Raw genomic sequence first — 23,418 nt, forward strand, 5'->3', positions numbered from 1 at the left:
GTTGGGGTTCAGGACATGCTCGACGAGGGCGGCCGCGCCGGTGGGGTCGAGGCTGAAAGTTTCGTCGGCGATGATTTTGGCGTGCTGCCAGGAGATGGCCCCGGCGCAGAGGGCGTCCATGGCCGGCGTCAGGGAGGCGAGTTGCCGGGATTGGGTGACGAGCGCCCCGGCGGCGGCGGAGCTGATGGTAAGGACCCCGGCGATTTCCTCGACCGCGGACATTTCGGCGTAGGTCCGTTCGTGGACGGGCGCCTCCGGCGGGGTCATCGCATGCTGAATTTCAATAGCCTCGGCAGCGTCCCGGGCCTTCACCGCGGCGATCTGGGCTTCCAGCTGCTTCGTCACCGCCAAGCGCTCGAGCCGGATCTCATACCGGCGCTGCAGCACATCCCGAACAGCGCCGGCACAAGCAGCGGCCCCGGGACCGGCGTCGGCTTCCAGCCGCTGATCTTCGAGGAACAGGGAATCAAGCCGGGCAACGGAGGCGTAAATGCCTTCCATCGCTGCCGCCGTTCCCGCGCCGTTTCCCATACAAACATCTTCTAGTGGGGGTCTGACAATTCTGGCGGGCATAGGTCCAGGGGCTGGCGGGCGTGCAGGAGCAGCGGGCGAAACAGGAAGCAGCGGAGCCGGATTTACCGCCCCGCTTGTGGTGCCCACGCCGATTCCCATATCAACACGATCCATCGAGGCACCGACAATTCTGGCGGACTTAGGTCCGGGTGCGGCAGGCGGACAGGATCAGCCGGAGCTACAGGAGACAGTGCAGCCGCAGGTGCCGCCTCGCCTGCCATGCCCCCGCCGATTCCCATACGAACAGCATCTATGTAGCCACTGACATTTTCAGCGGAAACAGGCAGGCCGGACGTTAAAGCGGATTCACCCACTCGCCTCGGCGCAGCACACCTGCGAGAGTGAGTTCAGTATCAACAACCACAACGTCGGCCGGCATCCCCGCGCGCAGGTCGCCCGCCTGAGCGGACAGTCCCAGAACCCCTGCCGGGACCGACGTGGCCGACCTGACGGCGTCCTGCAGCGGGACTCCGGCGGCCACCGCGGACCGGACAACGTCCAGCAGCGTTGCCGTTCCTCCGGCGATCGCACCCGTGCTGTCCACGCGGGCCACACCCCCGTCAACTGTTACGGCGAGGGTGCCAAGCTTGTACTGGCCATCCGCCAGTCCCGTCGCAGCCATGGAATCCGTGACGAGTGCAATGTTCTCCGCGCCCACCAGCTCGAACACTGTCTTGACCGTCTCCGGGGCGAGGTGGACGCCGTCGGCGATCAGTTCAACCACCGCCTTCCCGGCGCGCGCTGCGCTCAGGCAGGCCGAAACGGGTCCCGGGGCCCGATGGTGCATGCTGGGCATGGCATTAAAGAGGTGCGTGACAGTCGGGCGCCGTCGGCCGGAACCGAATCCGCCACCTGAAGGATCTGATGCTAACCCCGCCGCCGCACGCTCCAAGAAGGAAGCCGCGCCGGCATGATCCGCTGCGGTGTGCCCCAAGGAAGGGATGACACCCCGCGCGGTGAGCAGATCCGCCAGTCCGGATGCTCCTGGCAGTTCGCCGGCGAGGGTCAGGGAAGCCAAAGTGGGTCCTGCCGCTTCGAGGAGTTCGCCTGCAAGATCGAGGTCCGGCTCCAATAACAAGGCGGGGTCGTGTGCACCGCACTGGTCACCGGAGAGGAAGGGGCCCTCCAGGTGCGATCCGGCAATCAGGCCCTCCTCAGCCAGTGACCGCAGCACCTTCAAATTCCGGACCAGGTCTGCCGGCGCTCCGGTCACCAGGCTGGCCAGCAGCGTGGTGGTGCCGCGGCTGTGCAGGTATGTGGCGGCAGCCCTGGCGCCCTCCTCCGAGCCCTCCGCAAAGTCCGAGCCGTGGGCGCCGTGGCAGTGGAGGTCCACCAAACCCGGCAACAAAATGCTCCCCGGAACTGCGGCAGCACCGGGATCGCCAGGAAATTCCGACGCCGGCCCGGCATAGGTAATCAGGCCTTCCGCCACGGCGACCAGACCGTCGTCGATGTCCACGCTCGCGGCCACGATGCGGCCCCGGAGTATCAATTCCTTGCCCATCATGCTGCCTTCCGCAGAGCCGCCGCCATGCCGGCAGCGAGCAAGGGGTCCGCCCCGCGCGCCCGAGTTCCCGTGGCAGGATCCAGGCCCCGTGCCGACGTGTGGACTGCATGGATGCCGCTGTGCACCAGTTGGGGCATCAGTTCCAGCCGCACTCCGCCGCCAGCCATGATCTGTACTGACGGCGCATGGTTCCGTCCCAGCTCCACCAGCCGCTCCAGTATTGGCAGCCCGGCGGCGCAGTCGGGGCTTCCTCCGCTGGTCAGCACCCGGTTGACGCCGGCGCGTTCCAGCCTGGCCAAAGCATCGGCAGGGTCCGCGCCCGCCGCGAGGGCGGCGTCGAACGCCCGGTGGAAGGTCACCTCCGCAGCAGGATGACGACGGCGGGCCACCTCAGAAAGGTGCCGAAGCGCCGGAACGTCCGGGCCGCCGTCGGCCGCCAGGACTCCGACGACGACGCCCGCGGCGCCGGCGTCCAATGCCGCCTCGACGTCGCGCTCCAGCACCTCAAGCTCCTCATCCGTGTAGGTGAAGTTGCCGGGGCGTGGGCGGACCAGGACATGGACAGGCAGTCCAACCCGGCACGCCCGCTCTATGGTCCCAATGCTCGGCGTGATGCCGTCTGTCTCGGCGAGGGCCGCGCAGAGCTCCACCCTGGCTGCCCCTATCGAGGCCGCGAGGCGGACCCCCTCGGCATCCTCCACGGCCAGTTCAAGCTGGGGTGCCCCTGTTAGTGTCGACACGCTCACAGCCCCTGCCATGCAGGCTTCCGCCCAAACGTGTCCTGGTAGTACTCCCGGTGCGCCAGCTTTGACGCCGCAGCCTCATCCACCAGAACCGTGACGTGCGGATGCAGCTGCAGCGCCGAGGCGGGGCAGATGGCGGCAACAGGACCCTCAACCGCCGCCGCGATGGCCTCCGCCTTGGCCTCGCCCATGGCCAGCAGCAGGAGGTGCCGCGCCTCGCGAATGGTGCCCAGGCCCTGGGTCAGCACATGGTCAGGAACATCCGCAGGATCTGCAAAGAAGCGGGCGTTGTCCTGCCGGGTCTGCTGGGTCAGGGTCTTGATCCTGGTCCTGGAAGCCAGCGAGGACATCGGCTCGTTGAAGCCCACGTGGCCGTCGGTCCCGATTCCCAGGATCTGGATGTCCACTCCGCCCGCAGCCGCTATGGCGGCCTCGTACCGGGCAACCTCAGCTTCGAGGTCCTCCGCCACGCCGTCCAGCCCGTGCACTGCCCCCGCGGCGAAGTCCACGCTGTCCACGAACTCTTCGCGGATTACCGAGTGGTAGGACTGCGGATGCGTGCTGGGCAGGCCCACGTACTCATCGAGGAGGAAGGCCTCCGCTCCGGCGAAGCTCAAACCGCCATTCCGATGCCGCCTGATCAGTTCCTGGTAGGTGCCCAGGGGAGTTGAACCGGTGGCCAGGCCAAGTACCGACGGGCCGCTGCGGACCTGCTGCTCGATGGCGTCCGCGGCCGTGCGGGCCACGTCTGCAGGGGCGGGGAGAATGACGATTTCCATAAGGGGTGCTTTCGGTTTCGGGTCGCTAAAGGGCAGTGATGATCGGTTCTTACTTCGCGGCTTCAGTCTCCACGGTGACCTCGTCATCCTCGCGGCCGGGGGTGCGCAGGTTCCAGCGCTTGATCACGAAGGAAAAGAGGAAGTAGTAGATCGCCGCGTAGCCCAAGCCGATGGGGATCAGCAGCCAGCCGTTCTGCGATTTGCCGAAGTTGAGGACAAAGTCGATCAGACCTGCAGAGAACGTGAACCCGTGATGGATACCCAGCGCGTTCACCAGGGCCATGGAGGTTCCGGTCAGGGCGGCGTGCACGATGTAGAGCGGGAAGGCTACGAACATAAAGGCGTACTCAAGCGGTTCGGTGATGCCGGTGAAGAAAGCTGTCAGCGCGGTGGAAAGCATGATGCCGCCCACGATCTTCTTCTGCGAGGGCTTGGCGTGGCGCCAGATGGCAAGTGCTGCTGCCGGCAGGCCGAACATCATGATGGGGAAGAAACCGGTCATAAAAATGCCCGCGCTGGGGTCGCCGGCGAAGAAGCGGTTGAGGTCACCGCGGACCAGGTGGCCCGAGGCGTCCGTGTAGTCGCCGATGAGGAACCAGACGCCGGAGTTCAGGATGTGGTGCAGTCCGGCGGGGATCAGCATGCGGTTGGCGAAGCCGTAGATGCCGCCGCCTACAACCGCGTTGCTGGCCACGGCCTGGCCCACTGCGGAAAGGCCTGCGTTGAAAAGCGGGTAAGCGAGGGCAAGGACGACGCCGGCCACCAGGCTGGAGACGGAGGTCAGGATGGGCACCAGGCGGCGTCCGCTGAAGAATCCAAGGAAGTCGGGCAGTTTGGTGCGGTAGAACCGCTGCCACAGCGATGCCGAGAGCAGGCCCACCACAATGCCGGCGAGGACGCCGTAGTTGATCATGGCGGGCTTGCCGGCCGGGTCAACCTGTCCGGCCAGGACCAGCGGGGACATGGCCTTGAAGACGCCATCGATCACCATATAGCCAACTACGGCGGCCAAGGCAGTGGAACCATCGGCCTTCTTCGCCCAGCCAATGGCAATGCCCACGGCAAAGATCAGCGGCAGCCAGGTGAAGACGGCGCTGCCGGCGGCGGAGATGACGGCGGCGCCGCCTTCAAAGCCGGGAATGGCGCCGAGCAGGTCGGCCTGGCCGATGCGCAGGAGGATGCCTGCGGCGGGAAGAACAGCGATGGGCAGCATCAGGGTGCGGCCCAGACGCTGCAGGGTGGCAAACGCCTTGTTTGGCTTCTTCTCGGGAGCCAAGGCGGCGGTCTCGGATGTTGACATGGTTGCACCTCTGCGGGTTCGGGTGGGGCTTGTAAAGGAGGGGTTCCAGCCGGTACTGTCTGGTTATGACCAGTTCAGTGTGATCCATCCCACGAGCGCCTGTCAAGGCAATGGGAAATCCTGTCCGGCCCTTCAAACGGCCGGCAGTGGAAGCCATAATTGGTCGCACTTGGGCCGCCGGCCCCGGTGAGGAAGCAGTGCTCTATGCGGGCACCGTCAGAAAGGGCAGCCATGTCCAAAGCAGAAAAGATCATCGAAGGCCTGGGCGGAGCCGGCAACATCGTTGAGATCGAAGCGTGCATTACCCGCCTTCGCACCGAGGTTAAGGATGGTTCCCTCGTGAATGAGGCCTCCCTGAAAGCCGCCGGAGCCCACGGCGTGCTGGCCTCCGGCACGGCCGTCCAGGTCATCGTCGGCCCCGAGGCCGACACCCTCGCCGAAGACATCGAGGACCTGCTCTAGTGGCGCAGTCGCTCGTGGTCCTCGCGCCCCTCGCCGGTAACGTGGTTCCCCTCGCCGAGGTCCCGGATCCTGTGTTCGCGGGCCAGATGGTGGGCTCCGGCGCCGCCGTCGAGCCGCCGGCAGGAGAGATGTTCGACGTCGTGTCCCCCGTTGCCGGGAAGGTCATCAAGCTCCTGCCACACGCCTTTGTTGTGGTGGAGCCCTCAGGGCGCGGCGTCCTGACCCACGTTGGGATCGACACCGTCAAGCTCAAGGGTGAGGGCTTCAAGCTGCTCATTGCCCAAGGCGACACTGTCGACGCCGGCGCACCCGTCATGCGCGTGGATCCGGCCGCCGCGCTCGCGGCAGGCTACTCGATGGTGAGTCCCGTCGTCGTCCTCGATACCAAGCCGGACACGGCAACCCTGGTTGCCGCCGGCACTGTGGCAGCCGGCGAGGAGCTGTTCTCGCTGGATTAGGGGCGAACCGTTAGAGCCGGACTTCCATGTTCAGCGAGTAACGGTCGGAGCGGTACCAGGAACGTGAATGTTCAATGGCCAGGCGGCCTGAATAGGAAACGCGGTCGAACGCCAGGACCGGCGCGCCTGTCCCGGTGCCGAGGAGCGCCCCGACGTCTGCCGGGGCGCCCTCGGACTTAACGCTCTGCCGAGCCCTGTCGATCTGGTGCCCGAACTGCGCGGCGAGGGCCTTGTAAACAGACCCTGTCAGGTCGATTTCCAGAAGTCCCGGGGCGTGCTCGGGGTTGTACCAGGCGTCGTCCACGCTGACCGGGCGGCCGTCCGCCAGCCGGAGGCGCTTGAGGTGGATAGCCTCCGAGCCCGGGGCAAGGCTCAGTGCCTCGGCCGTATCATCAGGGGCCGCGGCGGCCTCCGCCACCAGCACCACCGTGCTGGGAATGTGCCCCATGGCCTCCATCTCCTGGGTGAAGGAGGCAAGGTGCAGAGTGGACTGCACGGGGGAGTCCGCCACAAACGTACCCTTGGCCGGAACCCGCACCAGGTGCCCTTCGTTGACCAGCCGGCCAATGGCGGCCCGCACCGTGATCCGGCTGACGCCGTACGAGTCCATCAGGGTGCGCTCGCTGGGAAGCCGGGCGCCGGGCTCCAGTTCCTCCTTGGCCAGCTTGAGGATGATCAGGCGCAGCTGCTCATGCTTGGGGACCTGGGTGTTGTTGATGAGGGCGCTCGCCGCAGGAGCGCTGCTCCTTGATGGTGCTGTGGCTGGCACGAAAGGCCCCTTCGATCCGTGGAGCGGTCCGGTGAGGACCACTCCTTCGGATTATTCCACACGGGGATCTGCGGGAAGAGGGCTGGTCAGGCCACCAGTTCCGCTTCCTGGGGCTCGGACGGCTTGGCTGATCGGTTGCGCAGGGCAAGCATCAGGGCAGCTCCCATCACGGCGGGTGCAGCAAATGCCATGGCAGCCACCGGGACTCCGCCGCCGAAGCTGACGAGCAGGGCGCCGTACGTGGGGCCGGCAATCGCTCCGAGGCGTCCCACTGCCAGGGCCCATCCCAGGCCTGTGGCGCGGGTGGCTGCCGGGTAGAACTGCGCGATGTAGTCGTTGATCATGTTCTGTGTCCCCAGGCCACCGAAGCCGGCGACGGCGGCGAGTACCGTCATCAGTGCGGCCGGCGGATTGGCGGACATCAGCAGCAGGGCGGCCGCGGCACTGATGAAGCCAACAATCACCAGGGGCCGGGGCCCGAATTTCTGGCTGGCCACCGACGCCAGGACCGTGCCCACCACGGCGCCCACCGAGTAGGCCAGCAGGAACGATACGGATGAGCCGACCCCGAACCCGGCCGTCCGCATGATCTGCGGCAGCCAGGTGCTGACGCCGAAGATGGTCAGCAGGCTCAGCACCGTGATGGCCCACAGCAGTGTGGTGGTGCGGCCGGTGCCATTGGCGAACAGGGCGCGGGTGGGCGATACGCGGACGGCGGAGGCGGGGACTTCTGTTGTCTTCGGTAGTCCGTAGGCGGCTTCAACGCGGTCCGCTTCGGCATTGCGGAGCTGGGTCCGCAGGAACGACGGCGACTCCGGCATCAGGAACCAGGCGAACGGCACCAGCAAAAGGCCGCCGGCTCCAACAGCGTAAACCGGGCGGAACCCGCTCGACTCCAACAGGGCCAGCGAAGTCAACGAAGCAACCACCGTCCCCGTGGCAGGTCCGGTCAGGACTGCCCCCAGGACCAGCGACTTCCTCCCGGGCGGCGCGAACTCGTTGGTGAGGGCCACCGCCGTCGGAAGCAGGCCACCCACGCCGAAGCAGGCGATGAAGCGGAACACCGCAAACAATTCCCACGTCGGTGCCACCGAGCAGGCCAGCATGGCCAGTGAAAACAAGGCCAGGGCGCTGACAAAGATCCGGCGGCGGCCCAGCCGGTCAGTCAACGTGCCCACAATCAGTGAGCCGAGCAGCATTCCTACCAGTGCCAGGGATCCCACGGCGCCCGCTCCCGCAGGCGTGACGTTGAAGGGCGGCTGGCCGATCAGGCCGGGCAGGGTGGCGCCGTAAACGTAAAGGTCATAACCGTCGGCGAGCAGGCCAAGCCAGCACACCACAAAAATTCCGGCAAGGGATTTTCGAGGGGCATTGGAGTTCATCGTTGATTCCAATCGGGTCAAGGGGCGGCAGGTAAACCCGCCGGCGGGACGTCCAACAGCTTGGCCCCCGGTCCCACTCAGGTGACTGTACTTTTCACTGAGTGAAAATGCACTTTGTGGCGCGGGCCACACAGCCCAGGCTTGAATGACACCAAAGTCTGGAGGAATAGTGGCGGGAGCAGGCGGGGCAAGGGGGCTCCAGGAAGGCCCCGGCCAGCCGGTGGTGGTGCGGGCGCTCAGCCTGCTGGAGCAGTTCACCGAACGACGCCGGGCGCTGAGCCTGTCCGAGCTGGCCAGGCTGGCGGGCCTCGCCCCGGCAACCACCCTGCGGCTGGTGCGGCACCTGACCGAATGGGGTGCGTTGGAACGGCTGGAGGACGGCCGCTATGTGGTGGGGGTGCGCTTGTGGGAAATAGCCTCGCTTTCGCCGCGGGGCCACGGCGTCCGGCAGATTGCGCTTCCTTACCTTGAAGACCTGTATGAGGTGACGCGCCACCATGTGCTGCTCTCCGTCCGGGACGGCAGCGACGCGGTCCTCATCGACCGCCTCTCGTCACGGCATGCCACCGAAGTGGCCTACCGGGTGGGAGGCCGGATGCCCTTGCGGACCACCGCCGTCGGGCAGGTCCTGCTGGCCTACTCGGCTCCGGATGTGCTGGAGGAGCTGCTGGCGCAGACTGCCGGGCCGGAGGCGGGGCCAGGGGGGCCGCAGGCACGTGACCTTCGCGCGGTGCTTGCCGGGGTCAAACAGTCCGGCGCCGCGGTGATCCGCCGGACGCGCCCCTCCCGAACCGTCTCGGTTGCCGCACCGATTTACGCCGCCGACGGCACGGTGCTGGCCGCCCTGTCCATCGTTGTTCCGGATACGGCGGCGCCCGCCCTTGAGCTGGTTCCCCTGGTGCGGGCCGCAGCCCGCGCCATCTCCCGCAGCCTCGGCCATCAGGCGACCGTGAGCGGGGCGTGGCGGCATCCCGCCCGGGAACCCGGAGCCAAGCCGGCCTGACGCCGCCCTCTGCTGACAAAAATAAAAAGCCAGGCTTAGTTATTTCCCCTGGATCGGCAATACCCTTAGGCTAGAAACGCTAAGCATGCTTTCTATTTTCTAAGGGGTTGAACCAGATGCGAAAAGTTCCGGCACTTGGAGTGATGGCGGCGGCAATGATTGCGCTGGCGGGCTGCACGGGCGGCGGCGGGGGAGCGGCAAGCCCCTCGGCCCAGACCAGCACTGCGTCTGCCAGCCCGACGGCTGAAGCCAAGGCCTACACCGAGGATGAGCTGCGGGACCTGATCTCAGGCATGAAGGATGAGGACGGCAACGAGCTGAAGCTCTACTCCAAGGAGCAGGTGGACCAGGGCGGCAATATCGCCAACCTGCTCCTGAGCACGGCAACCGTTGACCCCTCGGACTGCAAGGACATCGCCACCGCCGGCCTCCTGGACAAGGTGGAAAACGGGGACGTGGCCGTTGCGCTTTCCGAGGGCGACCAGCCGCGCACCCTGTCTGCCCAGTCGGGCAGCGAGGGGCCGGATGCCGTCGAGGTCCTCAACAAGATCAGCGGCAAGATGGACCAATGCGCGAAGTTCTCGGTATCGGCGCTGGGCCAGAAGTATGAGGTCACCAGCGAAGAACTCCAGGCGGACACGGATGCCGAGAAGACCTTCGCTACCCTCAGTGCCCGCAGCGGAGAGAACCAGCAGAAGCTGATGCAGGTGTCCGCAGCCGAAGGCAAACTCCTGGTGGTGGCTACCAAGAGCGGCGCCAACCTCGGGGATCCGGACCAGAAGGAGCTCGAGGGCCTGATCAATGACGTGCTGGAGAAGGCCGACGGCGGCAGCGGAACTTCCAGCCCCACCTCCTCCAGCACGTCCGGCTCCACGAGCCCGTCCTCGTCGGGCCGGTCAGCGACACCGGCGGCGACGGCGACGTCAACGGCAACGGAGACTGAAGACAGCAGCACGTCTACGGCGTCCCCGACACCGTAGGACAGGGCTTTCATGCGACAGAGGGCGGGCAGGACCTGGTGGTCCTGCCCGCCTTTCTGTTTTGCAGTGGCTATTCGGCGGGGATGCCGGCCTTGGCCCGCTCAGCCTTGCTCATCTGGAACTGGGGGATGTCCTCGGGGTGCGGCCCGCCGCGGAACTTCGGTGACGGGTCCTGCCCCTCGCTGAGCCGCTGGAGTTCCTGGCCCTCAAAGACCTCCTCCTTGCCCAACATGATGGCGGAATCGTGGTTGGTGATCTCGCCCTTGAAGGCGCGCAGCATAACGCTCCGGTCGAACTGGCCCTCCCATTTGGAGACCACGAATGTGGCCACGCAGTTGCCCAGCAGGTTCACTACCACGCGCATGGAATCCATGAGCCGGTCGGCTCCGAGGAGGAGTGCGACGCCGGCTACCGGGAAGATGCCCAGGGCTGCGGCGGTGGCCGAGAGTGCCAGGAAGGATGACCCCGGGACGCCGGCCATGCCCTTGGAGGTCAGCAGCAGCACGCCGAGCGCTGCAAGCTGCTGGCCAAGGTCCAGGTTGTGCCCGAAGGCCTGGGCGAGGAACAGCAGCGAGATGGACAGGTAGATTGCTGCACCGTCCAGGTTGAAGGAGTAACCGGTGGGGACCACCAGGCCGGTGGTGGCGCGGGAGCAGCCGGCGTTGGTCAGCTTGGTCATGATGCGCGGCATCACAGCTTCTGTGGAGGCGGTGCCCAGGGCCAGCAGGAATTCTTCCCGTGTGTACTTGAGGAACTGCCAGAGCGGGACGCGGGCTGTAACCCAGGCCACCACGAACAGCAGGCCGATGAACACGATCGCCGCGGCGTAGCAGGCGGTGATCAACAGGGCGTAAGTGCTGAGCGTGTCCAGGCCGTACTGGCCGATGATGAAGGCCATGGCCCCGAAGGCGCCGATGGGAGCCACTTTCATAATCCAGGACATGATCTTGAAGATCAGTTCCAGGACGGTCTCCATCAGGCTGATCACGGGCATGCACCGTTCGCGTCCAATGACCACGATCGCTGCGCCGAAGAACACCGAGAAGAAGAGGACCTGCAGCAGGCTGTTGCTGGCGAAGGCTCCGATCACGCTGGCCGGAATGACGTCCAGGATGAAGGACGCGGCGTCCTTGGGGGCGGCAGATCCGGTCTTGGCATCCAGGTCCGCCTGGGACAGTGTGGCGGGATCGATGTTGAGCCCGGCGCCGGGCTGGACGATGTTGGCCACTATCAGGCCGAAGACCAGGGCGAACAGGGTGGCTGCCGTGAAATAGAGAAGGGCTTTGACCCCTACCCTTCCAACCGCCTTGACGTCGCCCACGGCTGAAATTCCGGTGACGATCACCAGGAAGATCAGCGGCGCGATGATCATCTTGATCAGTTTGATGAAGCCATCTCCGAGCGGCCTCAATTGTGATCCGAGGTCCGGCCAGAAATGCCCTATAAGGACACCTGCCACGACGGCGATCAGAATCTGGAAGAAGAGCGACTTGTACAGCGGCTTCCTCTTCGCGGGCACCGAACTCGCCTTCAGCGCCTCAGGGTTGGGGATCTTCATTGACCTTTACCTATCCAAATAGGGGTTGCGCCCGCTGATCCGGGCCTTGGGCTAAACGTAACCCCGGTCACAGCATTTCCGCAAGGGGAAATTGTAATTCCATAATGCGAAAGCCGCGTCCTGGCTGATTGTGGCTAAAAATCCGATTGTGACTGGCGGCACCGTAGGCTGGAGTCCATCCCGGGCAGGTTGTCCGGGCCAAGTTAAAAGCGTCATCCAGGTGAAAGGCAGGACCCATGACCACGTCCAATGAGGAGCCCCAAAACACCGCCGATCTTCGCGGCCCGGGCGACCCCGACGAAGCCAAGCAGGCGGTGAAGGCGCCCCAGGGCGGCATGCATCCGGAGCTTCCCGGCGCCGGGAACATCCGCGAGGAGCAACAGGCCCACGCGGCCGGAACGGTACCCGCGTCGTACACCGGAAGCGGCAAGCCGCCTGCAGGGCACAAACCCGAGGAAGCCCTGGAAGAGCCGGGAACCTGGGACGACGAACTCTGACGTGATCACCCGAGCAGATGTTGAGGACGCGGCCCGCCGGACAGCCGGCCTCACCCGATTAACGCCCGTGCTGCAGGCGGATACGGAGGCGTTCGGGGAGGTCTGGTTCAAGTGTGAATTCATGCAGCACACCGGCACCTTCAAAGCCCGCGGCGCGCTGAACCGCATCCTGGCCAGCAAGGAGCGCGGCGAGCTGGATCCGGCCATTGGTGTGGTGGTTGCCTCCGGCGGCAATGCCGGGCTGGCCAATGCCTATGCGGCCGTGCAGCTGGGAGTGCCGGCCACGGTATTCGTTCCGGCCGCTGCCCCGGCCCTGAAGGTTCGCAAACTCGAGGCGATCGGCGCCACCGTGATCCAGGGTGGCGCCGAATATGCCGAGGCATACCAAGCCGCCGTGGAACATGCCCGGCGCACCGGAGCTGTGTACTGCCATGCCTATGACCAGCCCGAGATCGCCGCCGGCGCCGGGACGGTGGGGGCGGAACTGCTGGAGCAGATCGCCGGGGTGGACACCGTGCTGGTGGCAGTGGGCGGCGGCGGACTGATGGCGGGAGTCGCGGCTGCCGTGGAAGGCCATGCCCGGGTAGTGGGTGTGGAGCCCCGGAATGCGCCGACCCTCCAGGCGGCCCTGGCCGCGAACGAACCCGTTGACGTCGCAGTGTCGGGCGTCGCCGCAGATTCGCTGGGGGCCCGCCGCATCGGCGACATCGGCTTCTCTGTCGCGGTCCGCACCGGCGTCGAAAGCGTCCTGGTGTCCGATGACGAGATCGTCACCGCACGCTCGCTGCTGTGGAACGACTACCGGCTGGTGGTGGAACACGGCGCCGCCGCGGCCTACGCGGCCCTGACCTCAGGCGCCTACGTGCCGGTGCCGGGCGAGCGGGTGGCAGTCATTCTGTGCGGCGCAAACACAGACCCGGCCACCCTCTAGGCGGCCGGGTCCGTTCAGCAGAAGGCAAAGCAGAAAAGGCTAGCTGCAGAACTTCTGGTAGGTGCTGCCGGCTTCCTCGTAGCCGGCCTGCAGCTCCGCAATCCTGGCTTCGTCCGGGGTTTCCTTGGCCTGCTCGTCCGTGTACGCAAGGATGGACTCGAGTGCGGGCTTGAGATCGTCGGAAGCAACCTCGTGAATGGGGCGGATCTGGTTGGCCAGGCGGTTCATGCCCGTTTTGCCGGCGTTGTTGGCCGGGTTGGACACTACGCTCTGGATCCGCTCGCACGTTTCCGCGGTGGTGAGCTGGTTCGAGGCGGTGCAGGCCGTGGCGGAGAAAACGAGTCCGGCGGCGATCAAGGCTGTGGCGAGTTTCTTCATGGGTCCCTCAGTAGTTGATTGAGGTTTCGATTGTAAGCAGAACCCGGAGGTGAATGCCGGTCCGGGTGCCTTGCCCCCTTCCTTATGAAGGGGGCACCAGCTTCTGGCGGGGGTTCACGCCGGTGCTTAAACTGGCAGCACCATCGTGCGGAGCTGCCGCTGATTGGCCCCGCGCATTAATCCACATCGAGGAAGCATCATGCGCCGAACAGTACAACGCCGTACAGCCGTGGGATTCACCGCCCTTCTGGCACTGTTCTTACCCTTTGCCCTGCCGGCAGCGGCCTCCGCATCCAGCAGCGACGACGTCATAGTGCTCGACGGCGCCACCTCCGCCGAGGGTATCGCGGCCGGGGAGGGAACTACTTTCTATGCCGGGGACCTGAACACTGGCGATATCTACCGCGGCGACATCCATGACAGCAAGGCCAAGCGTTTCATTAACGTGCCGGACGGTCGGATGGCCGTCGGGATGAAAGCGGATGTCAGCAACGACCTGCTCTTTGTGGCCGGCGGCGCCACCGGCAAGGCGTATGTCTACAACACCGAAACCCGCAAGACGGTAAAGCAATACGATCTAGCCTCCGGCTTCATCAACGACGTAACCCTTACGGAAGACGGCGCCTGGTTCACCAACTCCACGTCGCCGGAACTTTATTTTGTCCCTCTGGGCGAGCATGGCGATCTGGGAGACTCCGACGACGTGAAGACGCTGAAAGTGAGTGGTAAGGCGGCCGAACCCTTGGATAAAGGCGAGTTTGGATTCAACGGCATCGCCAGCGCCGAGGACGGGGATACGCTTATTGTCGCGCACACACAGCATCAGGCGCTTTACACTGTGGATCCCGAGACGGGAAAGAGCCACCGGATCAGTGGACCGGACCTGCAGTTTGTGGACGGCATCCTGGTTAAGGGCCACACCGTGTGGGCGGTCCAGAACATGGCCAACCAGATCAGCCGCCTGGAGCTTTCCCGGAACCTCTCCTCCTTCAAGGTTGAAGACGTGATCAAGAGCAAGCACTTCGACATCCCCACAACGGTGGCCAAGTTTGGGGACACCCTCGCAGCCGTCAACGCGAAATTCGGACAGCAGGCAACCCAATATGACGTGGTCCTGGTCCCGGCGTGGGACTAGGTTAACCAACTGGCTGGCAGCAGGCGTTCCCAAAATGCGGGTTCACAACGCCTGCTGCCAGCCAGTTTTATGTCCGGACCTGTAAGCGGGAAAACGGTCCGGGCGGGGGGAGAAGTCCGCAGCTAGATGGTCCGCGTGGCCTTGGCCAGGTTGTCCTTCAGCTCCTGGGCGTTCTGCCGCACCACGTAGGCGGGCCGGTCCCGCTCCACGCGCCAGCTGTCCTCCAGGAGCCCGATGTTCACGGTGTCGAAACCGAACTCGTCATACAGGCTTGTCACCAGTTCGGCCGCTTCCGGGTAGTCGCTGGCCGTTGCCAGGGCCCGCCGGTTCTCCGTGCCCGTAGGGGTTCCATCCGTGGTGATCTGGGACGCCATGATGTGGTTGAAGCCCTTGGCCACCTTCGATTCCGGCAGGTGCTCCTGGAGCAGCCCCGAGGTGGTGGCTTCCCCGTTGTCCAGTTCCGGGACGCGGCCGTCCCGCTCCCAGTAGTAGTTGTTGGTGTCGATCACGATCTTGCCGGCCAGGGGCTCCACCGGGACGTCCTTGTAGTTCTTGAGCGGCACGGTGACCACGGCGAAATCGCCTGCCGCTGCAGCCTCCGCAGCGGTGGCTGCCCGCGCCTTGGGGCCAAGCTCCGCGACGAGGCCCGCCAGCGTCTCGGGCCCGCGTGAGTTGCTGATGACTACGTCGTAGCCCAGCTCCACCGCCTTCCGGGCAACTGCGCTTCCAATATGTCCTGCACCGATGATTCCGATTGTTGTCATACCGGCGCCAACAGCGTCTCCTCAGCAGATATTTCAGCGGAGCTCAGGGAATAAAAAGCGTTGGAAAAGCGTACGACGGCGGCCTGCCGCCTTCTGCACCCGGCGGCAGGCCGCCGTCGTGCTCCCCCTTTTCGCCGTCATCCAGAGGCTGTTCGTAACGAGGGAAAGGCACAAATTCGCCCATTAAGTAACGGAAAAGCCTTGACCTCTCTTGCGGCCCGCTGATAAACCTAAAGGGCAGAAAGCGCTTTCCCTCCTGCTTCCCACCGCCCGAACCGCCCAGAAAGGTTCGTCCGCGACGAGGAGTGAAACGTTCCAACTGTCGTGCGGCAGACTCAGCTGCCGACGCATCAAAGGAGATGTTCTTTTGGTTTTTCCCTCGAAATGTTCCCGCACATCCCGGGCTGGCAGTGCCTGGAAAGCAGTCCCGGTTGCAGCCGCGGCATCACTGACTGCGGCCGCAGTCGCCTTTACCGGCGTCCCGCTGGCACAGGCAAACCCCGGCACCGCTCCCGGCCAGTCCGGCACAGAGCTCAAGCGCCAGGTGGAGAACCTGGACCGCGCACCGGTCGCTGTGCTGACGGACCAGGGCGTCACCCTAGGCTGGCGCATGCTGGGCCTGGACAAGGACAGCGTCGGCTTCCATGTGATCCGCGACGGCGTCCAGCTCACCGACGAGCCCATCCGCGACACCACCACCTACGTTGACCCGGCGGGTACGGCGGCGTCGAAGTACGTCATCAAAACCGTGGGCAACGGCAACGGGCAGGACAAGCTCAGCGCCGAATTCACGCCGCTGGCCCAGAACTACCTCGCGATCAAGCTGGACAAGCCGGCCGACGGTGTCACCCCAACGGGGCAGGCGTACAGCTACACGGCCAATGACGCGAGCGTCGCTGACCTGGACGGCGACGGCACCTACGAGATCATCCAGCTTTGGAACCCCACTAACGCCCAGGACAACTCCAAGTCCGGCTACACGGGCAACGTGTACGTTGACGCCTACAGGATGGACGGCACCAGGCTGTGGCGCATCGACCTGGGCCGCAACATCCGCGCCGGCGCCCACTACACCCAGGTCCTTGCCTACGACTTCGACGGTGACGGCAAGGCTGAGGTGTCCATGAAGACGGCGGACGGCACCACGGACGGGGCCGGAACCGTGATCGGCGATGCTGCGGCGGACTACCGGAACAGCGCCGGCTATGTCCTGTCCGGCCCGGAATTCCTCACCGTATTCAACGGCGCCACCGGCACCATCATGGACACCGTTCCCTACGATCCGCCACGCGGCAGCGTCTCTGCCTGGGGTGACGGCTACGGCAACCGCGTGGACCGCTTCCTGGCGGGCGTCGCCTACCTGGACGGCGAGCACCCGTCCATGATGTTCAGCCGCGGCTACTACACCCGCGCCGTCCTGGTCACCTACGACCTGGTGAACGGCAAACTGGTGAAGCGCTGGACGTTCGACTCAGACATCGCCGGCGCCCAGTACAAGGGCCAGGGCAACCACAACCTCTCCGTGGCGGACGTGGACCAGGACGGCAAGGACGAGTTTGTGTTCGGCTCCATGGCCATCGACGACGACGGCAAGCCGCTGTACAACACCAAGCTCGGCCACGGCGACGCCATCCACACCAGCGACCTGGATCCGTCCCGCCCTGGCCTGGAAACCTTCGCGGTGCACGAGAGCATGAGCCAGAGCGGCAACCGCGGCGCCACCTTCCGCGACGCTGCCACCGGCGAAATCCTCTGGAGCATTCCCGCCACCCGTGACACGGGCCGCGGCGCCGCCGGGGACATCGACCCGCGCTACGCCGGCGCTGAAGGCTGGGCTGTAGGCGGGGACGCTGCCTGGAACTCCCCGGTGGGAGAACTGCGCTCCGCGAAGGGCGAGCTCATCGGGCAGAAGATCCCGGCAGCCAACTTCCTGGCATGGTGGGACGGCGACCTGCTCCGCGAAATCGTTGACCACGATTTCGATGCCGCAGCCGGTGTTGGGGTTCCCACCATTTCGAAGTGGAACTGGGAAACCGAGACCAGCGACAGGCTCCTGACCGCCACGGGCGCACGGACCAACAACCACACCAAGGGCAACCCGTCAGTGCAGGCGGACCTCCTGGGTGACTGGCGCGAGGAACTGGCGTTCCCGTCGTCGGACAGCAAGGAGCTGCGGATCTACACCAGCACCTCGCCCACCGAGGTCCGGCTCCGCACCCTGATGCACGATCCGATGTACCGGACGGGCGTTGCCCGCGAGGCCGTCGCGTACAACCAGCCGCCGCACCCGAGCTTCTTCATCGGCGAGGGCATGCAGACCCCCGCAGCGCCGTCGGTCTTCTACGCCGGCACGGACAAGTAGCAACGGCACGGCAGTAACGGCAAAGCGCCGCCCGCCCCGGGGGAAGGGCAGGCGGCGCTTTGTTGTTCCCGTGAACATCCCGGCCGGCGGGTAACCTCCGACGCCGGGACGTCCTTCACGCGGTCAGGTTGCGGTCAGTGCTGGCCGAGGTTGCCGCCTACGGGCGGCAGGCCGCCGTCCGGCCGGCGCTCGCTCTCGCGCCGTTCGCCGGCGCTCAGGTTCTCACCCTCAAGCGTCTCGTCCGACTCACCGGTGGTGTCCACCAGGCCGTTGGTCTGGTCGAAGGCGTGGCCGATCCTGTCATCACCCAGGTCCGCCACTGAACCGGTGGAGCCGGCCGCCGACGTTGTGCCTGTAGTTGTGGCGCCTGTTCCCAGGGTGTCGGTTCCCAGGGCGCCCGTTCCCGTGGTGCCGGTGCTTGGGGCATCGGTAGCGGTGGTGTCGGTGGTCAGTGGCGTGACGGTGACGGGCTCCCCGGGGGTCACTGGCGTTACCGTTTCGTCGGCAGCTTCCGTGGTGCCCTTGTTGGTGCCGGCGGCCATTGCTGCAGCCGCGCCTGCTGCCGCTGCCAGGCCCACGCCTGCAGCTACCTTGCCGGATACGCCGGCCTTGCCCGAATCGCCGCGCGATCCTGCCGCATCCTCGACACCCGGCGTGCCGACGGGCGCTCCGGAGCTGACACTGCCGCGCCACGCGCCGCTGGCATAGCCCTCGTCCTCGATGAATTCCTTGAACCGCTGCAGGTCTGCCTCGGCCTGGCGGTCCACGACGTTGAGCTTGTCGCCCACCTTCTCAATGATTCCTTCGGGCTCGTATTCGAGCGTCAGCTGGATGGAGGTCTGGCCGCCGCCGACGTCCTCGAAGTCCACGGAGCCGGCGTTAGTGGCGCCTTCGGTGGCTGCCCATGCCACTTTGCGGTCCGGGACCTGCTCCAGGATTTTGGCTTCCCATTGCCTGCGGACGCCGCCGATCTCGGCTACCCACTGCAGCCGGTCGTCACTGAGCTGCGTCACGCTCTTGACGCCGCCCATGAAATGCGGGAATTCCTCGAACTGGGTCCACTGGTTGTAAGCCGTGCTCACCGGTACGTTCACCAGAATGCGTTTTTCCACCTTCGTGCTCATAACGTCTCCTTCGCTGTGTCACCGGAAACTGATGATTCCGTAAAAAATCATCAGCATGCTTACCAACATACCTTTTGAGGGCGGAGGTTGCCAGAGCCGGTTCGGAGAGGCAGGCGTCAGAAGCCCATCACATCGGAGCCGCCGGGAGTTGGCGGAAGGCCCCTGCTGTGCTCCTCCCTTTGCCGGCGTTCGGCGGCACTGTAGTTCTCGCCGTCGGCCGTTCCGCCCGATTCGCCCTCAAGATCGACCAGCCCGTTGGTCTGGTCGAAGGGGTGCTCAAACCGATAGTCCTGGCGCCGCCCGCTTGAAGAATCCGCCGGGCCCCGGGCAGACGTGGAGCGGCCCTGGCGCTCGACAAATTCCTTGAACTGCTTCAGGTCGTGTTCCGCCTGGCGGCCGACGACGTGGAGCAGGTCGCCCACCCGTTCCACCACACCCGCCGGCTTGTATTCAAGGGTCAAAGCCAGCTCTGTCCTGTTGCCGCCGGCATCCTTGAAATCGACCGCGCCGGAGTTGGTAACGCCTTCGAGGGCAGCCCAAGCCACTCGGCGGGCGGGGATCTGCTCAAGGATTTTGGCGTCCCATTCCCGGCGTACCCCGGCGATGTGGGCCACCCACTTCAGGCGGTCATTGCCCACCCGGGTCACGCTGTCCACGCCCGCCATGAAATGCGGGAACTCTTCGAATCGCGTCCACTGCCTGTAGGCGGTGCCCGCCGGTACATCGACCACAATCCGTTTCTCCACTTTCGTGCTCACCATGTCTCCTTTGACTGAACCGAATCCGATGAAGAACTGAGGTCATCAGCAGTTCCAGTCTCCTCCGCCCGGACCCGGCCCACCACCCTGTAAACCACCCCAACTGGGTCGCACTTAACGCTGTGAAAACGCGGAATCACGGCGTTAAATGCGACCCAGTTGGGGCAAAGGGCTGGCCGGGAGGCGCCGGCTATTGATCGCCGGGGGAAGTGGCGTCCGGGGTGTCCGGTCCTTCGGCGGGATCCTGGCTGTGCACCCTGATTTCCGTGGCATCGGCATCGGGATCGCCCTCGGCAGGTGCCTCGGTATGGACCCGCTCATCCTGCAGGGGATTTTCGCTCATCACTGCTCCTGACCGCGCCGGGGGTTTTCGGTACAGATCATTCAGCGCTCCCCGGTGCGGCCTGTCAAGGACCCGCGGCGGCTCTGGCCGAGCGCGGCCTTCTGTGCTGGACTAGGGGTGCAGTGGCACCAAGCGCCGTCCGGCCGCGGGCGGCACCTTTTCCAATCAGAACATGGACGGCCGGCGCTGACCGGCCATTGGAAGGAACACTCATGGCACCGTTCAAGATCGGATACTTCGTGGGGAGCCTCGCTACCGGCTCCATCAACCGGGTCCTCTCCCAGGCATTGATCAAACTGGCTCCCGAGGACCTGGAGTTCACAGAGATTCCCATCAAGGACCTACCCCTGTACAGCTACGACTACGACGCCGATTTTCCGCCCGAAGGCCGCGCCCTCAAAGAGGCCATTGAAGCGTCTGACGGAATCCTGTTCGTGTCCCCGGAGTACAACCGTTCCATTCCCGGCGCCCTCAAAAATGCCATCGACTGGGGCTCCCGGCCATGGGGGAGCAACTCGTTCGCCCGCAAGCCCACCGGCATCATCGGCGCCTCGGTGGGCAGCATCGGGACCGCGGTGATGCAGTCCTCGTTCCGCAGCGTCCTCAGCTTCCTGGATGCGCCGCAGCTCAACGCCCCGGAGGCCTACATCCATTACAACGCCGAGGTGTTCGGTGAGGGCGGCGAGGTCAAGGACGAAGGGACCGCCAAGTTCCTGCGCCACTACATGGACGAGTACGGCGCGTTTGTTGCCCGCGTCCTGGCCGCGAACGCACCCGGCCACATTGGCGACCTGGAACCGGATGAGGCGAAACTCTCCCGGTAGCAGGGCCACCCAGGTTTACGGATGCCCGCCGTCCCAGCGATGGCGGGCATCCGGGTCTTCAGTCCAGCGGCAGGGTAACCGTCACGCTGGTGCCCCGGCCGGGGGCGGAGGAGATGTCCACGGTGCCGCCGGCCTCATGGACGGCCACGGACATCAGCCGGAGGCCATAACCGTGGTGACGGCCGCACGTGGCGAGCTTGCTGTCAAAGCCCGTGCCGTCGTCGGACACCACCAGGCGGATCCCGTGGTCCACCGCGGCGAGCTGGACATTAAGGTGCGATGCTCCTGAGTACTTGTAGGCGTTGCTGAGAGCCTCGCGTGCCGACTGGTACAGAAGGGACGCGCAGTCCGCGGGAATCTCGATGCCCCAATGGGGGGTGTCCCAGTGGACCGCGGTCCCGTGCTGGCGCAGAGGCACCGTAAGCCGGTCGATGCAGCCGGCAAGCCCCAAAGTGTGGAAGTCGAGCGGATGACTGTCCGTCAGCACTCCCGCTACGGCTGTGACTTCATCAATTACTGCCTTGTGTCCCATGACTTCCTGCTCCCCACAAGCTGGTTGGTCCGTTGCCTCTGTTGGTTCGATGGCTCCAGAGTGGACCTGCAACGTCAATGGTCGGCAAGGTTTCCCGCAAGATCGCATCAATTCTGCGCGGCGGGTGCGAAAGGGCCCTTTCGGAGGGAACCGGACGGTAAAACCAGCCCTTGTGGGGACGCCGGATGGCTGCCGGCCATGCCGGCAGCCATCGAGGTTAACTTGCGTCCGGCGCCAAAGCGTAGAAGGGCGTGCAGCCCTCCCGGGTTCCGGGGGAGATATCGGAGCGGACCATTGAGGCGCGTTCCAGGGCAGCCAAGTGGTACCTCACGGCGTCCCGCGAGGCAAAGATTCCACTGCTGATGTCCGCCACCTTGCTGGCGCCGTTGCGTGCAAGGTAATCGACGATCATCGACCTGACAGGGCTGCGGCGGTAGGGGGCGTGGAGGGCACTTGCCCGGGTCTGGAGGTTAGTGCTCATTGTGCGCTCCCCTCACCGTACCGAAGCGTGCTCTGGCGTCCTGACCGCCACGTCGGTGGGATGGATGCCTGCGGGAGGCTCCGCCGTCGTGCTGTCCATGGCCTTGGTGTCCGTGGCCGAGGGGGCGCGGTCATGGTTCCGGCCTATGACGGCGGTGGCGATGGCGTTGCCCAGGATGTTGGTGGCGGTGCGGCCCATGTCCAGGAGCTGGTCGATGACCAGCAGGACGCCGATGCCGGCTGCGGGGATACCGAAGGCAGGCACGACGGCGGCAACCACCACGAGTGAGCCGCGCGGCACACCGGCCATGCCTTTGCTGCTGAGCAGGAGCATGGCGGTCATCGCAATCTGCTGGCCAAGGTCCATGTCGATGCCGTACGCGTTGAGAAGGAAGACCGACGCGAACGTCATGTACATCATGGAACCGTCAACGTTGAACGAGTAGCCGAGGGGCAGGACAAAGCCCGTGGTGCGCTTGGCAATCCCGAACCTGGTGAGGCCGTCGATGAGCTTGGGCAGGGCGGCTTCGCTGCTTGAGGTGGCGAATGCGATCACCATGGGTTCGCGGACGAGGCGGACCAGGCGGAAGGCGGACTTGCCGAGGAAGGCCACGGCAACGGCGATCATCACCACCCAAAGGGCGGACAGTGACAGGTAGAACCCGCCGATGAACGAGGCGTACGTGGCAAAGGCATCGAGTCCCTGGGCGGTAAAGGCTGCCGCGATGCCGGCGAAGACGCCTACGGGAGCCGCCTTCATGACGTACCCGGTGACCTTGAGCATCACGCCCATCAGCTCGTCGATCGCGTCGGCGATCGAGGACCGCCCCCGCTTGCGCAAATTCAGCAGGGCAATCCCGAACAGTGCGCCGAACACCAGGATCTGGAGGGGGTTGTTGGCTGTCAGGGCAGCGAAAACGCTGGTGGGAATGATGTGGGTGACGAATTCCGCGTAGTCAAGGGGCTTGGTTTCCATGCCTGCGTCGCCGCCGGGTACCAGGTTCAGGCCATGTCCAACGTTGAGCACATGGGCTGTGATGAAGCCGAAGGCTCCCACCAGGACCGAGGCGGACAGGAACCAGACCATGGAGCGGCCGAAGAGCTTTCCCACGCCGGCGGATTTCGCGGCTCCTGCGATGCCCGAAACCAGGGTGGCGAAGATCAGCGGCGCAATGATCATCTTGATCAGGTTGAGGAACATGTGCGTCACGGTGTCCAGGACCGACACAACGGATCCGCGCGGCCCGTCCGGAAGCAGCCAGTGGAACAGCAGGCCGCTGGCGATTCCGACCACGAGCGCTGCCAGTATCCACATGGTTGATTTGTTCTTCATGCTCAATCCTTTGGTTCAGGCCGGGCTGGCGGCCCGGTAGCGGAACGGTCCTCGTCATCGAGTGCCGTTTTTCTTTGCCCGGCCCGGAATGCGGGCACGTCAATGTGCCCCTGTTCGGGATCGGGTGGGGAGGGTGTGCTGCCTGGTGGTTGAGCTTGTCGAAACCGGGTTTGGGTTTGGCTCAACTGCCGGTGGCTATTTGGTGAGGTTGGCGAGGCGTTCGGGGCTGAGGAGTTCCTGGAGTTGGGTGTGGGTGAGGAGTCCGTGTTCGAGGACGAGTTCGGCGACGCCTTTGCCGGTGGCGAGTGCTTCCTGGGCGATGGCGGTGGCGGTGGTGTAGCCGAGGTGGGGGTTGAGGGCGGTGACCAGGCCGATGGATTGTTCTACGGTTTGGCGGAGGTGGTCGGTGTTGGCGGTGATGCCCTGGATGCAGCGTGCGGTGA

General features: G+C 65.3%; 24 protein-coding genes and 2 pseudogenes. 9 read left to right on the forward strand and 17 right to left on the reverse strand.

Annotated elements, in window-relative coordinates; all coding sequences use genetic code 11:
- The 5 genes and pseudogenes from QRN11_RS15965 to QRN11_RS15985 all read right to left on the reverse strand — a co-directional run.
- Positions 1-531: pseudogene (locus tag QRN11_RS15965) on the reverse strand (HNH endonuclease signature motif containing protein); the annotation flags it as partial.
- A gap of 337 nt (positions 532-868) precedes the next feature.
- Complete coding sequence (locus tag QRN11_RS15970; protein ID WP_285313576.1) at positions 869-2,077, reverse strand: N-acetylglucosamine-6-phosphate deacetylase; 1,209 nt, start codon at positions 2,075-2,077, stop codon at positions 869-871.
- Entirely contained in the window at positions 2,077-2,820 is a 744-nt protein-coding gene (locus QRN11_RS15975; protein ID WP_285313555.1) for a copper homeostasis protein CutC, read from the reverse strand. Before QRN11_RS15975 ends, QRN11_RS15970 begins: the two co-directional genes overlap by 1 nt.
- 2 nt (positions 2,821-2,822) lie before the next feature.
- Positions 2,823-3,602 (reverse strand): glucosamine-6-phosphate deaminase, encoded by a 780-nt coding sequence (gene nagB, locus QRN11_RS15980; protein ID WP_091424068.1) that lies wholly within the window; start codon positions 3,600-3,602, stop codon positions 2,823-2,825.
- Between the two features lie 49 nt (positions 3,603-3,651).
- Positions 3,652-4,902, reverse strand: a complete 1,251-nt coding sequence (locus tag QRN11_RS15985) for a PTS transporter subunit EIIC (RefSeq protein ID WP_285313556.1) — start codon at positions 4,900-4,902, stop codon at positions 3,652-3,654.
- A gap of 231 nt (positions 4,903-5,133) precedes the next feature.
- Between QRN11_RS15985 and QRN11_RS15990 the strand changes: the two genes are divergently transcribed.
- Complete coding sequence (locus QRN11_RS15990) at positions 5,134-5,364, forward strand: PTS sugar transporter subunit IIB (RefSeq protein ID WP_050053469.1); 231 nt, start codon at positions 5,134-5,136, stop codon at positions 5,362-5,364.
- Entirely contained in the window at positions 5,364-5,822 is a 459-nt protein-coding gene (locus QRN11_RS15995) for a PTS sugar transporter subunit IIA (RefSeq protein WP_285313559.1), read from the forward strand. The genes QRN11_RS15990 and QRN11_RS15995 overlap by 1 nt, the downstream gene beginning before the upstream one ends.
- A 10-nt stretch (positions 5,823-5,832) precedes the next feature.
- On the opposite strand, the gene QRN11_RS16000 is transcribed toward QRN11_RS15995, so the two are convergent.
- Positions 5,833-6,591 (reverse strand): GntR family transcriptional regulator, encoded by a 759-nt coding sequence (locus QRN11_RS16000; protein ID WP_285313560.1) that lies wholly within the window; start codon positions 6,589-6,591, stop codon positions 5,833-5,835.
- 86 nt (positions 6,592-6,677) lie between these two features.
- Positions 6,678-7,973: an MFS transporter gene (locus QRN11_RS16005; protein ID WP_285313561.1), complete on the reverse strand. Its 1,296-nt coding sequence runs from the start codon at positions 7,971-7,973 to the stop codon at positions 6,678-6,680.
- A 145-nt stretch (positions 7,974-8,118) separates the two neighbouring features.
- On the opposite strand from QRN11_RS16005, the gene QRN11_RS16010 reads away from it, so the two are divergent.
- Complete coding sequence (locus QRN11_RS16010; RefSeq protein ID WP_285313562.1) at positions 8,119-8,976, forward strand: IclR family transcriptional regulator; 858 nt, start codon at positions 8,119-8,121, stop codon at positions 8,974-8,976.
- 116 nt (positions 8,977-9,092) lie between these two features.
- Positions 9,093-9,956: a hypothetical protein gene (locus QRN11_RS16015; protein ID WP_285313564.1), complete on the forward strand. Its 864-nt coding sequence runs from the start codon at positions 9,093-9,095 to the stop codon at positions 9,954-9,956.
- A gap of 70 nt (positions 9,957-10,026) precedes the next feature.
- On the opposite strand, the gene dctA is transcribed toward QRN11_RS16015, so the two are convergent.
- Positions 10,027-11,514: a C4-dicarboxylate transporter DctA gene (dctA, locus tag QRN11_RS16020; protein ID WP_091424082.1), complete on the reverse strand. Its 1,488-nt coding sequence runs from the start codon at positions 11,512-11,514 to the stop codon at positions 10,027-10,029.
- 236 nt (positions 11,515-11,750) lie between these two features.
- On the opposite strand from dctA, the gene QRN11_RS16025 reads away from it, so the two are divergent.
- Positions 11,751-12,011 carry a hypothetical protein gene (locus QRN11_RS16025; protein ID WP_285313566.1) on the forward strand — a complete coding sequence of 87 codons (261 nt, stop codon included), beginning with the start codon at positions 11,751-11,753 and terminating at the stop codon, positions 12,009-12,011.
- 1 nt (position 12,012) lies between these two features.
- The gene (locus QRN11_RS16030) at positions 12,013-12,942 is read left to right on the forward strand and encodes a threonine/serine dehydratase (protein WP_285313568.1); all 930 of its coding nucleotides are present in this window, start codon (positions 12,013-12,015) and stop codon (positions 12,940-12,942) included.
- Positions 12,943-12,981: 39 nt separating this feature from the next.
- Here the strand turns inward: QRN11_RS16030 and QRN11_RS16035 are convergent, their stop codons facing one another.
- Positions 12,982-13,320: a hypothetical protein gene (locus QRN11_RS16035; protein ID WP_091424090.1), complete on the reverse strand. Its 339-nt coding sequence runs from the start codon at positions 13,318-13,320 to the stop codon at positions 12,982-12,984.
- Positions 13,321-13,519: 199 nt separating this feature from the next.
- Here QRN11_RS16035 and QRN11_RS16040 point away from each other — a divergent pair, with 199 nt between their 5' ends.
- Positions 13,520-14,455: an SMP-30/gluconolactonase/LRE family protein gene (locus QRN11_RS16040; RefSeq protein WP_285313570.1), complete on the forward strand. Its 936-nt coding sequence runs from the start codon at positions 13,520-13,522 to the stop codon at positions 14,453-14,455.
- 122 nt (positions 14,456-14,577) lie between these two features.
- Here QRN11_RS16040 and QRN11_RS16045 read toward each other — a convergent pair whose 3' ends face one another.
- Positions 14,578-15,219 (reverse strand): NADPH-dependent F420 reductase, encoded by a 642-nt coding sequence (locus QRN11_RS16045; RefSeq protein ID WP_285313571.1) that lies wholly within the window; start codon positions 15,217-15,219, stop codon positions 14,578-14,580.
- A gap of 367 nt (positions 15,220-15,586) precedes the next feature.
- Here QRN11_RS16045 and QRN11_RS16050 point away from each other — a divergent pair, with 367 nt between their 5' ends.
- Entirely contained in the window at positions 15,587-17,581 is a 1,995-nt protein-coding gene (locus tag QRN11_RS16050; protein ID WP_285313573.1) for a rhamnogalacturonan lyase, read from the forward strand.
- A 134-nt stretch (positions 17,582-17,715) separates the two neighbouring features.
- Here the strand turns inward: QRN11_RS16050 and QRN11_RS16055 are convergent, their stop codons facing one another.
- The 3 genes from QRN11_RS16055 to QRN11_RS16065 form a co-directional block, all read right to left on the reverse strand.
- A complete protein-coding gene (locus QRN11_RS16055) occupies positions 17,716-18,705 on the reverse strand; it encodes an SRPBCC family protein (protein WP_142058260.1) in 990 nt (329 codons plus the stop codon).
- 116 nt (positions 18,706-18,821) lie between these two features.
- Complete coding sequence (locus QRN11_RS16060; protein ID WP_285313577.1) at positions 18,822-19,463, reverse strand: SRPBCC family protein; 642 nt, start codon at positions 19,461-19,463, stop codon at positions 18,822-18,824.
- A 190-nt stretch (positions 19,464-19,653) separates the two neighbouring features.
- Positions 19,654-19,806 (reverse strand): hypothetical protein, encoded by a 153-nt coding sequence (locus QRN11_RS16065; RefSeq protein WP_170850903.1) that lies wholly within the window; start codon positions 19,804-19,806, stop codon positions 19,654-19,656.
- A 212-nt stretch (positions 19,807-20,018) separates the two neighbouring features.
- Between QRN11_RS16065 and QRN11_RS16070 the strand changes: the two genes are divergently transcribed.
- Positions 20,019-20,630, forward strand: a complete 612-nt coding sequence (locus QRN11_RS16070; protein ID WP_091424103.1) for an NADPH-dependent FMN reductase — start codon at positions 20,019-20,021, stop codon at positions 20,628-20,630.
- Positions 20,631-20,688: 58 nt separating this feature from the next.
- Here QRN11_RS16070 and QRN11_RS16075 read toward each other — a convergent pair whose 3' ends face one another.
- The 4 genes and pseudogenes from QRN11_RS16075 to aspA all read right to left on the reverse strand — a co-directional run.
- Positions 20,689-21,162 carry a sensor histidine kinase gene (locus tag QRN11_RS16075; protein ID WP_091424105.1) on the reverse strand — a complete coding sequence of 158 codons (474 nt, stop codon included), beginning with the start codon at positions 21,160-21,162 and terminating at the stop codon, positions 20,689-20,691.
- Positions 21,163-21,379: 217 nt separating this feature from the next.
- The gene (locus QRN11_RS16080) at positions 21,380-21,643 is read right to left on the reverse strand and encodes a winged helix-turn-helix domain-containing protein (protein WP_091424108.1); all 264 of its coding nucleotides are present in this window, start codon (positions 21,641-21,643) and stop codon (positions 21,380-21,382) included.
- Between the two features lie 12 nt (positions 21,644-21,655).
- The gene (locus QRN11_RS16085) at positions 21,656-22,975 is read right to left on the reverse strand and encodes a dicarboxylate/amino acid:cation symporter (protein WP_285313575.1); all 1,320 of its coding nucleotides are present in this window, start codon (positions 22,973-22,975) and stop codon (positions 21,656-21,658) included.
- A 195-nt stretch (positions 22,976-23,170) separates the two neighbouring features.
- Positions 23,171-23,418: pseudogene (gene aspA / locus QRN11_RS16090) on the reverse strand (aspartate ammonia-lyase); the annotation flags it as partial.

Origin of the sequence: Pseudarthrobacter sp. fls2-241-R2A-168 (genome assembly GCF_030209335.1) — a bacterium.
Lineage (GTDB): Bacteria > Actinomycetota > Actinomycetes > Actinomycetales > Micrococcaceae > Arthrobacter.